This window comes from Cohnella sp. WQ 127256, assembly GCF_024519285.1.
In the GTDB taxonomy this organism is placed as follows: Bacteria; Bacillota; Bacilli; order Paenibacillales; family Paenibacillaceae; genus Cohnella.
The window spans coordinates 310,775-324,393 of sequence record NZ_JAMZCY010000003.1 but is presented as its reverse complement, the minus strand read 5'-3'; the positions used below and the strand labels follow the sequence as shown (position 1 = coordinate 324,393).

Sequence of the window (13,619 nt, the reverse complement as noted above, 5' to 3'; positions counted from 1 at the left end):
ACTAATGAGAAGTCTTTGAAACTATATAGGGGCATTCCGTGGCATTCAAGAAATCCAACTTCATAAATCTCTTTGTTTTTAAGCCATTTAAGCCTTCAGAACATCATGATCCACATACCGTTCGCCATTGAGCTCGCTAACAACATTAATGGCAACTTTAGCCCCATCTCCAGCGGTGACGATCGTGTGCATACTCACACCTGCTACTGTGCCGGCGGCCCAAATGTTGTCAATGCTTGTCCTGCCATCAGATGAGCAGTCCACAATTGTTTTGATTCTCGGCTCCGTACCTGGCTTAGTGCGAACCCCACTTGCTTCCGCCACATCCAGGAACATGCCAGTGGCAATAATAACATGACTCGCGACATAGGTTTCCCCATCGGTTTCAATCGTAATACCTTCATCTCCCGCGATCAGCTTCGTTGCCTTGGCTGCAACGATCTCAGCTCCTAATTGGGTTGCTTGCTGCTTACCTACAGCGACAAGGTCCGGTCCTGAAATCTCTGCTACTCCATAGTGATTTAGTATCCACGCACGTTTCGTTACACTTTGGTCACTATCGATGACAAGAGTTTTCTTTCCTGCTTTAGCAGCAAAAATTGCAGCACTTGCTCCTGCAGGACCGCCGCCGATAATTGCGATTTCATACACTTAAAATCACTCCTTCTGGGATGTATTGGAACTTCCTTATTGTAGCATGTGCAACACATACTTTCAAAAAGTAAGCCTCCAGGAGTGATCTTATTCTTTCATGACTTTTTCATACGATTAATTCGTAGGCTCTGTTAGCCTCTCTACCCGAACCGTCTGTGTATTCGTCGGACTTTCTCCAACCTGCACCGTGGCCATACCATTAGCGATATCGACATTCTCAATCCATACCGATTGACCATCATCTAATCGAACTGCGAAATTGGTGGACGAATCGTAAATTTCCTTCGCTCGTTGTACATTCATGGGATATCGTCCTCCATTGCGGCGGTTGTTGTTTCCGAGATTAATCCATTGTGAAGGGTCACTTGACCTCCTCCTAATCCTTCATTAACCATCCGATCAACATCCATGTCGTAGGCATCTCTGCCCTCGTATATGGAATCCGTACTTTCCTCTACATTTTCTTCTGTATCCATTGTTGTAATCTCCCTTTCTATTTCCATAATGATTGATGACCTTTTCCAATATTCCCTGCGTGATTGATTTCCATTCGGAGTGGGAAGCTTAAGGGGAAGAAGAAATATGAAGCAATCAGATGAACGGAGTAAAGGAGACTTCCTCTATGCATACGGTTTGGAAAGGTGCAATTAGCTTCGGACTGGTACATGTACCTGTTAAGATGTTTACCGCCACGGAGGATAAAGACGTTCATTTGAGACTTATTCACAAAGAATGTGGTACACCCATAGCCAATGTTCGAACATGCCCTCATTGTGAGAAGGAGGTTGAATGGGCGGATATTTCTAAAGGCTATGAATATGAAAAGGGACGGTTTGTATTGTTCGAATCAGATGAGTTAGACGCGATCAAACCAGAAAATACACGAACCATTCAAATCTTGGACTTCGTTGATTTGACGGATATTGACCCCCTTTATTATCAGAAGGCTTACTATCTCTCCCCAGACCAAGCAGGCTCAGGTGCCTACAATTTATTACTCGAAGCGATGCGCCAATCCGGGAAAATCGGCATTGCCAAAATCGCAATCCGCAGCAAGAGCAGCCTTGCTGCCATCCGAGCTGTAGACAACTGCATTTGTATGGAAACAATGCATTACCCCGATGAGATTCGCTCACTACAGCAGGTACCGAATTTACCGGAGCAGACAACCGTTAATGAAAGAGAGCTAACGATGGCGAAGATGCTTATCGACCAGCTCTCAGCGCCATTTGATCCCGCTAAGTATACAGATGATTATCGAGTATCTCTGCAGGAAGCGATTCAGCGTAAAATTTCTGGTGAAGGATCGGATATCGTCACGGCTCCTTCCGCAGAAAGAACCAATGTCATTGATCTTATGGCCGCACTACAAGCTAGCTTAGAAGCCGTTAAGCCAAATACCCCACCCCCTACAACCGATACAGACGACGGGGATCGGAGTAAAGCAAAACCTCGTGGGGCTCGCGGGCGCAAGAAAGAAGGGGCTGTAACTTAATTAGATAAATGAGCTTTAGAGGTGATGTATGGAGCCCATCCTTCCGTTTGAACCCCTTGTTTCTTCCATCGTACCTACCGGTGATAACTGGGTACATCAGGTCAAGTGGGACGGAGTAAGAATGCTATCGTATTACAATGCCAACGAGATCAAATTATTCAACAGGAAGAAACATGAACGTACCTATCAATATCCTGAATTGCTTACACCTTCCTATTGCAAAGCGAATTCTTTTATTGTTGACGGTGAAATTATCGCACTGGCTAGCGACGGTAAACCCTCTTTCCATGAAGTGATGCGGCGAGACGGCATTCGTGTAACGAGCCGGGTGCCTCAGGCCGCACAAGCTGTCCCGATCACCTATATGATTTTTGACATGATTTGGTGCAATGGAGAATGGATAAATAACAAGCCATTACACGAGCGTCAGCAGTTGTTGAACGATATGATCCTTCCTAATGAACACATCCAATTAGTAACTAACCATCTGGATGGTAATGCCCTCTTAGAGGCGATACGGAGCAAAGATATGGAAGGGATCGTATCCAAAAAATTAGATAGCCATTATTCGTTAGGGAGCAAGGATGGACGATGGATCAAGATCAAAAATTATGGAGATATTATCGCGGTTATTGGTGGCTTTCGGATGGAGGGTGGTGTAGTTAAAGCCATTTTAACGGGGCTGTATCGAGAAGGCAAGCTTATTTTTATCGGTAAAGTTGGTACTGGTAAATTGAGTTCAGCAGACTGGCGAGAGCTGACGGAGAGGTTAGTCGCGATCGAGACGATACATTGTCCCTTTGCTAATCAGCGTGATGAGTTTAAGAATGCCCGATGGGTCTTACCTCTGCTGACTGTCAAGATTCAATATTCGGAGTGGAGACAGCATGAGAACAGAACGATGAGACAACCAAGCATTCAAGCGTTCGTCGATAAGCCACCGATGCAATGCCTATTTGAATAACAATGGGAACAGGGGAGAATCGAATGGCACAGCCAAAAACGTTCGTAAGGCTAGGTGAATTTGAACTCGCTATCTCTCACCCAGACAAGTTGATCTGGCCGGAGGCTGGCATTACTAAGCTTCGCTATGTGCAAATTCTAGCTGGACTAGCGCCCTACTTGCTCCCTTATACCATGGATCGCTATCTAACCACCATTCGCTACCCAGAAGGGATACATGGCATTTCCTTTTATCAGAAAAATTGTCCTGAGCCCACGCCAGATTTCGTCCATATTGCGCAGGATGGCGATATCCGATATGTCGTTATAGATTCCGTTCCTACCTTACTGTGGCTGGGAAGCTTATATAGTCTGGAGTTCCATGTCTCTTCCGATGAAATTACCAATCCGTTGCCGAATACATGGATGCTTGATATGGATCCTACATTAGAGGAGGAGCCCCGTCTTATGGAGGCGACAGCCCTTGTTGGACAATTGCTGGATTCGCTAGGCTTACGCTCCGTACCGAAAACATCCGGAGCTACCGGCGTACAAATCGTCATGCCGATTGAACGAGGTCCAAGCTTCGAGGATTTGAGGCGCTTTGGAAAGTTCGTCTCCGAGTATCTGGTCGTTCAGCATCCTAAGCTGTTTACGGTAGAACGGATGAAGAAGGATCGTGGCGACCGCATCTACCTAGACTATCTTCAGCACTACGCAGGCAAGACGTTGCCGGCCCCTTATTCTCCACGCGCTCGATCGGGAGCTACCGTTTCTACACCTCTTGCATGGGAAGAAGTCGCCCGCGACGTAAAACCAACTGATTTCCACTTACTCAACATTGGAGCGCGACTTCAGGCTCAAGGTGATCTTCTCGCTTCTGCTCCCCGTCAGTCACTTGCCCCGATCCTCGACAAGCTTCCGCGCAAATAACTCTTCATAATAAGGGAGATAGAATACGGGACATCGCTTCTCTTGCTTTTTGTCTGCGCGGACGCTTTTGAAACTTTTGTAAATTAATTTCCACACTGTCCTTCAAGTCCTGTAAGAAATCCTTCTCCACCTGAGAAATCGCAATGGGATCGAATAGATGTGCATTAATCTCAAAATTACTGTAGAAGCTGCGCAAATCCATATTTGCCGAGCCAACAACGGAAATAAACTTGTCCACGACTAGTGTTTTTGCATGAACGAATCCTTTTTTATACTGCCATATTCGGACTCCTGATCGCATCATCTCTTCGACATAAGACAATGTCGCATAATGTACAAGCCAAGTATCTGGAACATACGGAATGATAATTCGCACATCCAAGCCACTTCTTGCCGCGTCTTGAAGAGCCATAGCAATACTTGCACTTGGAATGAAATAGGGGGTCGTCATCCATATTCGCTCCCTTGCTGAAGTCAGCATCGCGAAGACGGAATCGTGAATCGCATCCCCTCGACGATTAGGCCCTGCAGGAACGATCTGCACAGCCTCGTTGTTCTCACAGCTATGTATGGGAAAGAATGATGGATCATCAGGCTTCTCACTTGTAGCCATCTCCCAATCTCTCAGAAACACCTCCTGCAGCCAATACACAGAATCCCCCTCTAGCATGAGGTGGGTATCCCTCCAATAGCCGAGTCGCGGATGTTTCCCTATATATTCATCCCCTATATTAATGCCACCAACAAAGCCGATCTCCCCATCCACTACGAGGATTTTTCGATGATTACGATAATTCATTCGTTTCTTCAGAAAGGTTGGTCTTAACGGAAAGAAGCAGGCGCACTCCACGCCGCCCAGTTCCAATATCCGTATATAGGATTCCGGTAGCTTAATGCTGCCAATTCCGTCGTACAGCAATTTCACCTTTAAGCCTTCCCGTACCTTCTGAATCAGCGCTTGCTGAAATTCCCTTCCGACCCCATCATCCCTAATGATGTAAGCTGAGAGATGTATGTGGTTAGTCGCATGACGAATAGCTCTGAGCATTGCCTCGTAGGTATCCATGCCATTATTAAATATTTGGCTTCTATTTTTACCGGATATCGGCAGTTCTCCAACCTTAAGCATCGCCCGGAACAATCTCGTACGCGGAGCTTGCTCGGACATCGGCAGCTGAGAGGCATTTGTAATATTGGTGCTCATCGCGAGCAATCTCGCTCTTCTTCGCTGATTCAAGTTGCCACGTCGACGTGCTTTTCTGCTTCTGCGGTATTCCGTAGCTAGAAAATAATACAGAATAAACCCGACCAGTGGAAACAGGAACAGAATAAACAACCAGGCCGTTGCATGTGCGGGTCTGTGAAATTCAAGCACCAATATTGTAGCCGCTTGGAATATAAAGATGAACAAAAGGATGCTTAGTCCAAGCATAATCATTCAATTACCCTCGCTGTCTCTTAATGATTTATTGGAATGAAAGAAAGGTTTCAAGAATAAATAGCATTATGACAAGTTTACAGTTAATTACGAAAGCGAAAGGAGAGCCGATGGCACATCGTACACGAAAGGACAAATGGTCGCTTCTGCTCATCAGGGACGCTGATCGTCGAGTCAAGCAATACCGAGTGTCCAGGAGAATGGTGGTGTGCCTCCCTCTCACTGCGGCGATTGCCGTCGCGGGTGGATTCGCCTACCTAGAGCTGAAGTCAACGAACCGAATTCACGATTTGGAATTCCTTCTTGCTCAGGAGACCGCTCTTAATGACAACATCGTGGCTGGGAAAAACTCCGAAGTGAAGAGCTTACAGCAGAATCTCCGGCTACTCAACTCTCAAACCAACCGTCTGCAAACTCGGATGAACGAGTTGAGCGAACTAGAAGGAAAGCTTCGGCAATTCATCGGCAAATACGGAGATCCTACAGCTGATTCATCCCTTGCCGAATACTCACCCGCTTCGGAGGTCGCTGCCTCCGTCGTTAGCTCGACTTTACAATCGGATCGTCTATACTCAGCCGCCACGGAGTCAACGATTACGGATTTCATCGAGTTATCACAGATGCTAGACGGAATGGCGAACGCCATGGAGGACAATCTTCGCAAAGCCGAGCTTAAACGTGCTGAGATCGCTGCAATTCCCTCTGAATGGCCTACAGTATCAAGACGGCTTACCTCCGGTTTCGGTTATCGGACTGATCCTATTACAGGTCAATCCACGTTCCATGCTGGCGTCGACATCACCGGGGATATCGGAGATCGGATTTATGCAGCCGGAGATGGTAAAGTCAGGGACGCCGGATTCAATCGTACACGTGGTAATTATATCATCATTACCCATCGTAATGGATTGGAATCATGGTACATGCATTTAAGCGTCATCGGAGTGAAAATAAGTCAGCAAGTCAAGCGTGGAGATTTGATTGGAGAGATGGGAAATAGCGGGCGAAGCACAGGGCCACATTTACACTTTCAAATCGTCGCCAGCGAGGAACCCGTTAACCCTCTTCCTTATTTACGACAGGTGAAGGAGGACTGATGACCATCTTCAATAACAAGAAGCATCCGCCAGGCATGACCGATACACTTATCGGAGCTGGTACAGAAATGAACGGATTTCTAAAATCCCAAGTGGGTGTAAGAATCGAAGGAGCCTTCTACGGGGATATCGAGAGCAAAGGGGATATTGTCATCGGAGAAGGTGGTGTGGCGAAATCCAACATTACCGCAAGAAACGTTACAATTGCAGGCAAAGTCTACGGGGATGTACATACCCTCGGCAAGCTGATCATCACCCCAACAGGGCAATTGCACGGAAGCTCGCATGCAGCTATTCTTAACGTGCTAGTGGGTGGCATTCTTAATGGCAGCAGTAAGATGGAGCAAGTTGAAGCGATATCCAACATTGCTCTCTCGGATGGCTCCATCGCGATTTCTGGCTCTATCTCGTTAGGTCATGTAGAGAATAAATCGAAACAGGCGGGTTAGTATCCCGCTTGTTTCTTTATATGATGATCATAGACATTACCCAAGCGACTGAACTACCGACACAAATCCCGCCCACAACTTCCATCCGTGTATGTCCCATACTCTCTCTTAACGGCCGTGGCTGTACACCCACGATACCTACTTGACCGATTTGATTCAGAAACTCAGCATGCTTCCCAACCGCTCTCCTTAATCCCAAAGCGTCGATAATGACGATAAAACATACCGCAATACCTAATGCAAAAATCGGATTATCGAAGCCTTCTCTAAATCCGATTAGAAAGGTCACTGTCGTTATTATCGTCGTATGAGTACTAGGAAATCCACCGTTTCCAATGCGACTTCTTGCCTCTTTCCCATAACGTAAAGAATTAATTAGAAATTTAAGTGTTCCGGACACCAACCAACCTAATAAAGGCGCCAATAGATACATCATGATTCCCCTACACTTCCTTCTATCGTCTTAGTCACGCGCTTCTGAGTGGCATTAGGTTTAGACCACGCTCTGGACAGTCCTTTAACCGCCTGCTTCCCCAAAGTAATCATTGGTTTCTCGATACAAAGATACAATAAATAAGAAAGCAGGATGTTAATCATCATGAATACGGTAAAAGCGAGCATGATCGTAAGTGACTTACTTTCTAAATGGAGTTGAATAAAATAAGCAACAATTGCTGGGAATAGGATCATGTGGGATAAATAGAGTGAATAGGAGACATCCGCCCCGAAAGTAGCAAGTCTGATGGACAGCATGGACTTGCCCGCTGCGATGAGTTTATGAATGCTAGGATGAATATAAGCCTTTCCTTCATTAGAGAACAGGAGACCAACTAACATGATAATGATCAAGCTAGTAACGAAATCCTGGAAAGAAACGATTAATAGCAGCGCTATACCGAGATGCCACTTGCTCATTTTGTTCAATGCCACACTGGCCATGATCACACCTAGAATAAAAAAGTTCAGCTTGTACGTAATCAAGGAGGGTGAACCAAAGGTTAGAAACATTCCTTCGTCCCAAACGCCCATTGCTTTGAGCGATACTCTCTCCAGGAGGACCGATAGGATGAGTAGAAAAGAGATCCGCGAGTTCACAAGCCACTCGCTCTTAAATAGGAACAAAAACAAAAACGGAAAAATCATATAAAACTGCATCTCTGTTCCCAAGCTCCAGGCAGGGTTTAGGATGCTAATATTCATCCCGGGAATAAATCCGTGTATAAACGTCAAATGTCCGAATAATCCCCAGAGGGTAGGAGGATCATTATAAGGAGCATTACTCTCGTAAGCATTACCCGTTACATATAAGAAATTATCGCTTATGAAGTCTGAATTTATTTTATACAGAAAATAGGCCGCTAAAATGCAGACGAGATAGATCGGATACAGCCTGAATAACCGTCTAAGCCAGAACAGTAGGAACGTCTTCCTATCCTGGGGATTTTCCACACCACTTCTTAAAATATATTGATAGGTCATTAGGAAACCGGTTATGATCATGAACCCATTCACTGCCGGGTCTGGATTCAAAATAATGCCATCGATATATGGATTATTAGAACCTCCTAAATAATCGAAAAAGTGACCGATCACGACCCAAATAGCAAACAAGAATCTCGTTCCGTTCAGAAAACCCGTATCGATCTGCTTCATTATTGAATCCCTCTTTATCTTTAGAGCCTAGGATTGAGAAATCATAATCACTCCAGCCACGATGGTAATCAAGCCTGCGATCTTGATCGTAGAAATCGGCTCGTTGAATAAGAAGTAAGAGCATATAAATACGAGAACGTAGCCAACTGCAACCATTGGGTATGCCTTGGAAAGATCCACCTTGGCGACCGCGAATATCCATGTCACAGACGATAGCGCATATAAGCACAAGCCCAACAGCACGGAAACGTTCGTGAAATACTTCATCAGTAATTCCTTAGCGCCCAATCCCTCCTGCGTAACGCCTAGCGTTCCCCACTTAATAGCCACTTGAGCAGAAGCCCCAAGCACAACAGAAACAAGTATTAACAGTAACGATTTAACCATAGTAGAATAGAATGGCCGTCGTGAGTAACCCATACAAGGCGACCGTCATCAAAATGGGCTTATCCTCAAACAATATTTTTTCTGGACTACCACCAGAGCCTTTCACGTGAATCAGATAGAGGTATCTGAAAATGCCATAAATGACTAGCGGAATCGTCCACATTAATTTCAAGGAATGCCCCGAAGTAAAAGTAAACAAGGAGTAGCAAATAATCGTCGCTGTTGTCACAATACTACTCATTTGGTTAATGAGCTCTGAAGAATATTGATCCAGAACTTTACGATGTGAGCTAGGACTGCTATCAAGAATATTGACCTCGTGCCTTCTCTTACTTATGGCGAGGAATAATGAAATCAGCATAATACATAATAGAAACCATGGAGTTAGCTCTTCCTCGATGACAACTCCACCGGCAATCGCTCTAAGTACGAAGCCGAACGCTATCGTCATAATGTCGAATAGGACGATATGCTTTAGCTTGAACGAATAGGCAATGTTCAGTACGAAGTAAAGCAATAACAATCCTCCAAAGCCTGCGCTCAAGTAGAATGCCCCTGCAACGCTTGTAACGAAGAGCAGAACACCTATTGTAATTGCAACGCTGGGGCTTAAAGCACCGGAAGCCATCGGCCGAAACCTCTTCGTCGGATGATTCCTGTCCGCTTCTCTATCTACATAATCATTCAGAATGTAAACACAGCTTGATACAAAACAGAACATCAAGAAGGCTACAAATACCTGAGCAAAATTCGACGAACTAATGGTATCAATCGAGAAAATCGCAGCAGCAAATATGAGCAGGTTTTTCGTCCATTGCTTCACTCTCAGTTGCTCGATAATGAGTAATAACTGATCGAATGGCCTGACCTTAATGCCCTTCTCATCTAAGCTTGAGTGTACTGCTTGGGGAGATTCCATTACGCTGACTTCCCTTCTTTAGTAGAACTCTTGATCATGCCGTTCCTGATCTGGATAATATTTCTGAGGGGTTGAACTTTCTATCCACCAGTTCTCCCCTCAAGTCCTCACTTGTTTGCGTGACGATCATTTCGATCTCTTGGTTGGAATAAAGATTGTATGAGCTATTTGCATTCATGGAAATGACATGACCCGCGGTAATTTCCATAATTTGATTTCCGTTGACTAGTACTCCACTTCCGGATAAAATCGTCCATATTTCGTGGTGGGATTCAGGGAGCTGATCCCTCTTGTTTTTCTCCGCGAACATATGCACTCTCTTGGTAATCGTTCTACTCCCGTTCTGTGTCTCTGTTTGATCAATAATCCGGTAATGCCCCCAGCTTAACTCTTCATACTTCGGGCTCTGTTCTATTTGCTCTACCCATTGTTTAATCCCTGGTGTCGCACACTTGCTAGCCACGATAATGCCATCTGGACCTGCAGCGACAATGATATCTGTTAAGCCGATCACAGCAACCGGAATATCTAATTCGTTTACTAGATGCGTATTCGTGCAATCATCGCTAATGATCCCTTTGCCGATAATCGAATCAGATATTTCTTCCGTTAACGTATTCCACGTTCCAAGATCCTTCCAGAAGCCAGTATAGGATATGACCGCAACCTGTTTGTTTTTTTCTACGACTGCACGATCGAAACTAATCTTCGGTAGCCAATGGTATTGTTCGAGAAGCAATTGATATTGAACTGGAAGATCCTGATCCAGTAACAATTCAATAAGGGTTCTTAATCTTAAAGCAAACACTCCACAATTCCACATCGCTTGCTGCTCTATGAATTCCATCGCTTGTTCCGTGCAGGGCTTCTCATGGAAGAGTTGAATTTTTCTCCAGTCCTGAGCTTCATCACCTTGTTCACCCGGAATGATATATCCGTATTTCTCAGATGGATGAGTTGGCTGTACTCCCATTAACACGATTGCAGCTTGAGATTCATTCAATGCTGTTTCTAGTTGTTTTAGCCTCTCAAAGAAAGGGGCGTCTACGTATGGGTCAACCGGCATAATAATAATCACTTCATCCAAATCGGTCTCTTCCATGGAGTATAAATAAGAGGCTGCCAATAAGATGGAAGGGTAAGTATCCCGACGTTCCGGCTCTACGATCAGTCGCAATTGATTGCCTAATTGGTTGCGTAACACCTCGAACTGGCTGTCGTTGGTCGCAAGATATGTTGAGGGCTGTAGGCCTGCCGTACCGAGTTGTCTCCATACCCGCTGAACCATCGACTCCCGTTCACCCTCGTCGTTAAGAAGCACTTTAAGAAATTGCTTAGATCTGCTATCATTCGACAACGGCCACAGTCTCTTGCCCGATCCTCCGGACAATAACACTAGCTTCATTTCATCCCAACCTTCTGTAGGAGATCACGGTTATTCGTCTCTTCCAAGTGGCACTCAGAAATAAATTCTCTCATTTCCATGCGAAATCTTTCCTCAGAAAACCGTTCCGCATTTCTCCGGCAAAAAATCGGCAAGAACAGGTGTTGCGTCTCTTCAAAACGGAGAACCGCATCGATAATCGATTGAGGGGATTGCTCGTAGAAAAATAATCCCGTAGGCTTTCCATCCGACTCTGTTCTGACTGTTTCCAATGCGCCTCCTTTGCCAAAGGCGATTACCGGAGTTCCGCAAGCTTGTGCCTCCACTGGAGTAATCCCGAAATCTTCTTCGGCTGCAAATACAAAAGCCTTTGCCCGACTCATGTACGATTTCAGCACTTCTAATGGCTGATAACCTAGTAATTCAACATTGGGTCCTGCTTTAGCGGCAATTTTCTTGAAATCTGATCCATCACCAATCACAATTAGACGTTTATCTTTCATCTGGGTGAAGGCTTCAACAATGATATCCATTCTTTTATAAGGAACCATTCTTGAAGCCGTAAAATAAAAGTCTTCCTTGTCGGTTTCGCATTGAAACTTCTCAACATCTACCGGCGGATAGATGACCTTGGATTCCCTGCGGTAAACCTTCCAGATTCTCCGAGAAATATATTGCGAGTTAGCGATAAAATGATTCACACCGAACGCGGTTCGAGTATCCCACAATCTCAACTGATGGAGGAAATATCGGGTCATCCATCCCTTCAATCCTTTTCCCGAGCCCGATTCCTTCAAATATTGATGCTGCATATCCCAAGCGTACCGAATCGGAGTGTGCACATAGGAAATGTGCATTTGGTCCGGTCCCGTAATGACGCCTTTGGCAACGGCATGATTACTGGAAAGAATGAGATCGTATCCAGTCAGATCGAATTGCTCGACGGCTAGCGGCATCAAAGGAAGAAACATCCTGAATTTTCTTCGGGCGAATGGAAGCCGCTGAATAAACGAGGTAAATACTTTGCGATCCCCGATGAACGCGCGGTTGTTCGCATTCAAGAAGTCAACTGTCGTATATAAATCCGCTTCCGGGTACAGGAGTAACAATTGCTCCAGCACACGTTCGGAGCCTGCGTATGTATCTAGCCACTCATGAATAATTGCGACTTTCACCGTCGATCACCTCTTTAATAAGAATCGCTGTCCGTTCCGCACAATCTGACCAATGATACTGCCTCGCCCTTACATTGCCCCGTTCGCGTAAGCTGATCTTAAGCTCTTCGTCGCTCGAAACTCGCAGCATTGCACTAGCCAACTCCGCTTCATTATCGGCCGTAAAATAAAGTGCCGCATCTCCGCATACTTCCGGTAAAGACCCTGACGTTGAAGCAATGACGGGAGTGCCTGCAGCCATTGCTTCCAGTGGTGGAAATCCGAAGCCCTCATACAGGGAAGGGAAAATAAATGCCGTTGCTTGTGCGTAGTATTGATGGAGCTTTTCCTCTTCCACAAAGCCCGTAAAAATTATTCGATCTTTCAAGGAAGTCATCTCTCGAAAAACCGACTCATCCTCCGTCATGAAGCCTTCCTTCTTGCCTACGATAATGAGTCTATGCGGGAGCCGATCCGCAAGTAATCGGAATGCACGTATGAGCACAGATACATTCTTGTGCGGCTTCACGTTGCCAACGTACAAGAAATAGGGAACTTGTTCGTTACTCCCTTGTACAACTACGGCTTTTCCCTCGATCTCATACCAGCTTTGATCGATGCCATTGTATATCGTCTTGAGTTTGGGGGTAACACCGACCCATTTCTCAAATTCATATTTGGTAAAATTCGAAACGCTAATAATATCCTGTGCTTTGCGATGAACCGCTTGGAACATTATCTTTGCATACCATTGCTTATGAATGCCTTTAACAAAACGACGCATCGCGAGGTGAAATACGTCGTGTACAGTTACGAGTTGCTTTCCTTTATAGAAAAGCGGAATGTTATAATGCGGCGTCCACAGCAGCGTTGTTTCTTGCGGAATCGCCCGATGCATCGCCCATTGCTCCTTCAGGGAATACACTTCGGCATCAACTGAACGAATAACAACCCGTTCCTTGTAAGGCTCAATCCATTGAGAAAGATGATTCGGCGAACCGATGAGGCAGATTTTAACGTTAGGGAGCTTCTCTATCACTAGCGGCACCAATTGCCGAATATACGTACCGATCCCGGAATGATTAATCATTCTAACGTCTATCGTCAGCATGAG

16 protein-coding genes are annotated in these 13,619 nt (G+C 45.3%); 5 read left to right on the top strand and 11 right to left on the bottom strand.

The window, feature by feature from the left end:
• Nucleotides 1–87 precede the first annotated feature (87 nt).
• From M1K58_RS11615 to M1K58_RS11605, 3 genes are all read right to left on the bottom strand, one after another.
• Entirely contained in the window at nt 88–651 is a 564-nt protein-coding gene (locus M1K58_RS11615; RefSeq protein WP_256759011.1) for an FAD-dependent oxidoreductase, read from the bottom strand.
• Between the two features lie 117 nt (nt 652–768).
• The gene (locus M1K58_RS11610) at nt 769–957 is read right to left on the bottom strand and encodes an H-type small acid-soluble spore protein (protein ID WP_256759010.1); all 189 of its coding nucleotides are present in this window, start codon (nt 955–957) and stop codon (nt 769–771) included.
• A complete protein-coding gene (locus M1K58_RS11605) occupies nt 954–1,130 on the bottom strand; it encodes a hypothetical protein (RefSeq protein WP_256759009.1) in 177 nt (58 codons plus the stop codon). The genes M1K58_RS11610 and M1K58_RS11605 overlap by 4 nt, the downstream gene beginning before the upstream one ends.
• A gap of 146 nt (nt 1,131–1,276) precedes the next feature.
• Here M1K58_RS11605 and ku point away from each other — a divergent pair, with 146 nt between their 5' ends.
• Genes ku through ligD form a run of 3 tightly spaced genes read left to right on the top strand, consistent with a single transcriptional unit; the run spans nt 1,277 to nt 4,024 of the window.
• Nucleotides 1,277–2,149 (top strand): non-homologous end joining protein Ku, encoded by an 873-nt coding sequence (gene ku, locus M1K58_RS11600; RefSeq protein WP_256759008.1) that lies wholly within the window; start codon nt 1,277–1,279, stop codon nt 2,147–2,149.
• A 28-nt stretch (nt 2,150–2,177) separates the two neighbouring features.
• A complete protein-coding gene (locus M1K58_RS11595; RefSeq protein ID WP_256759007.1) occupies nt 2,178–3,113 on the top strand; it encodes an ATP-dependent DNA ligase in 936 nt (311 codons plus the stop codon).
• 23 nt (nt 3,114–3,136) lie between these two features.
• Nucleotides 3,137–4,024 (top strand): non-homologous end-joining DNA ligase, encoded by an 888-nt coding sequence (gene ligD / locus M1K58_RS11590; protein ID WP_256759006.1) that lies wholly within the window; start codon nt 3,137–3,139, stop codon nt 4,022–4,024.
• A 4-nt stretch (nt 4,025–4,028) separates the two neighbouring features.
• Here ligD and cls read toward each other — a convergent pair whose 3' ends face one another.
• Nucleotides 4,029–5,462 (bottom strand): cardiolipin synthase, encoded by a 1,434-nt coding sequence (gene cls / locus M1K58_RS11585; RefSeq protein ID WP_256759005.1) that lies wholly within the window; start codon nt 5,460–5,462, stop codon nt 4,029–4,031.
• 110 nt (nt 5,463–5,572) lie between these two features.
• Between cls and M1K58_RS11580 the strand changes: the two genes are divergently transcribed.
• Complete coding sequence (locus M1K58_RS11580) at nt 5,573–6,559, top strand: M23 family metallopeptidase (RefSeq protein ID WP_256759004.1); 987 nt, start codon at nt 5,573–5,575, stop codon at nt 6,557–6,559.
• The gene (locus tag M1K58_RS11575) at nt 6,559–7,008 is read left to right on the top strand and encodes a bactofilin family protein (RefSeq protein WP_256759003.1); all 450 of its coding nucleotides are present in this window, start codon (nt 6,559–6,561) and stop codon (nt 7,006–7,008) included. The genes M1K58_RS11580 and M1K58_RS11575 overlap by 1 nt, the downstream gene beginning before the upstream one ends.
• Nucleotides 7,009–7,024: 16 nt before the next feature.
• Here M1K58_RS11575 and M1K58_RS11570 read toward each other — a convergent pair whose 3' ends face one another.
• From M1K58_RS11570 to M1K58_RS11540, 7 genes are read right to left on the bottom strand one after another with little or no spacing between them, the layout of a single operon-like run.
• Entirely contained in the window at nt 7,025–7,444 is a 420-nt protein-coding gene (locus M1K58_RS11570) for a divergent PAP2 family protein (RefSeq protein WP_256759002.1), read from the bottom strand.
• Nucleotides 7,441–8,661 carry an acyltransferase family protein gene (locus tag M1K58_RS11565; protein ID WP_256759001.1) on the bottom strand — a complete coding sequence of 407 codons (1,221 nt, stop codon included), beginning with the start codon at nt 8,659–8,661 and terminating at the stop codon, nt 7,441–7,443. The genes M1K58_RS11570 and M1K58_RS11565 overlap by 4 nt, the downstream gene beginning before the upstream one ends.
• Before the next feature lie 27 nt (nt 8,662–8,688).
• Nucleotides 8,689–8,991 (bottom strand): SMR family transporter, encoded by a 303-nt coding sequence (locus M1K58_RS11560; RefSeq protein WP_256759000.1) that lies wholly within the window; start codon nt 8,989–8,991, stop codon nt 8,689–8,691.
• A 49-nt stretch (nt 8,992–9,040) separates the two neighbouring features.
• On the bottom strand, nt 9,041–9,967 hold the full coding sequence (locus M1K58_RS11555) for a decaprenyl-phosphate phosphoribosyltransferase (protein WP_256758999.1): 927 nt from the start codon (nt 9,965–9,967) through the stop codon (nt 9,041–9,043).
• 34 nt (nt 9,968–10,001) lie between these two features.
• Nucleotides 10,002–11,372 (bottom strand): sugar phosphate nucleotidyltransferase, encoded by a 1,371-nt coding sequence (locus M1K58_RS11550; RefSeq protein ID WP_256758998.1) that lies wholly within the window; start codon nt 11,370–11,372, stop codon nt 10,002–10,004.
• Entirely contained in the window at nt 11,369–12,526 is a 1,158-nt protein-coding gene (locus M1K58_RS11545; RefSeq protein WP_256758997.1) for a glycosyltransferase family 4 protein, read from the bottom strand. Before M1K58_RS11545 ends, M1K58_RS11550 begins: the two co-directional genes overlap by 4 nt.
• The gene (locus M1K58_RS11540) at nt 12,504–13,616 is read right to left on the bottom strand and encodes a glycosyltransferase family 4 protein (protein ID WP_256758996.1); all 1,113 of its coding nucleotides are present in this window, start codon (nt 13,614–13,616) and stop codon (nt 12,504–12,506) included. Before M1K58_RS11540 ends, M1K58_RS11545 begins: the two co-directional genes overlap by 23 nt.
• Nucleotides 13,617–13,619: the final 3 nt, after the last annotated feature.

Bases quoted from the DNA above. Each gene is read 5' to 3' on its own strand.
- M1K58_RS11610 (WP_256759010.1), bottom strand. From the start codon at position 957: ATGAATGTACAACGAGCGAAGGAAATTTACGATTCGTCCACCAATTTC.
- M1K58_RS11605 (WP_256759009.1), bottom strand. From the start codon at position 1,130: ATGGATACAGAAGAAAATGTAGAGGAAAGTACGGATTCCATATACGAG.
- ku (WP_256759008.1), top strand. From the start codon at position 1,277: ATGCATACGGTTTGGAAAGGTGCAATTAGCTTCGGACTGGTACATGTA.
- M1K58_RS11595 (WP_256759007.1), top strand. From the start codon at position 2,178: ATGGAGCCCATCCTTCCGTTTGAACCCCTTGTTTCTTCCATCGTACCT.
- ligD (WP_256759006.1), top strand. From the start codon at position 3,137: ATGGCACAGCCAAAAACGTTCGTAAGGCTAGGTGAATTTGAACTCGCT.
- cls (WP_256759005.1), bottom strand. From the start codon at position 5,462: ATGATTATGCTTGGACTAAGCATCCTTTTGTTCATCTTTATATTCCAA.
- M1K58_RS11580 (WP_256759004.1), top strand. From the start codon at position 5,573: ATGGCACATCGTACACGAAAGGACAAATGGTCGCTTCTGCTCATCAGG.
- M1K58_RS11575 (WP_256759003.1), top strand. From the start codon at position 6,559: ATGACCATCTTCAATAACAAGAAGCATCCGCCAGGCATGACCGATACA.
- M1K58_RS11570 (WP_256759002.1), bottom strand. From the start codon at position 7,444: ATGATGTATCTATTGGCGCCTTTATTAGGTTGGTTGGTGTCCGGAACA.
- M1K58_RS11565 (WP_256759001.1), bottom strand. From the start codon at position 8,661: ATGAAGCAGATCGATACGGGTTTTCTGAACGGAACGAGATTCTTGTTT.
- M1K58_RS11555 (WP_256758999.1), bottom strand. From the start codon at position 9,967: ATGGAATCTCCCCAAGCAGTACACTCAAGCTTAGATGAGAAGGGCATT.
- M1K58_RS11550 (WP_256758998.1), bottom strand. From the start codon at position 11,372: ATGAAGCTAGTGTTATTGTCCGGAGGATCGGGCAAGAGACTGTGGCCG.
- M1K58_RS11540 (WP_256758996.1), bottom strand. From the start codon at position 13,616: ATGCTGACGATAGACGTTAGAATGATTAATCATTCCGGGATCGGTACG.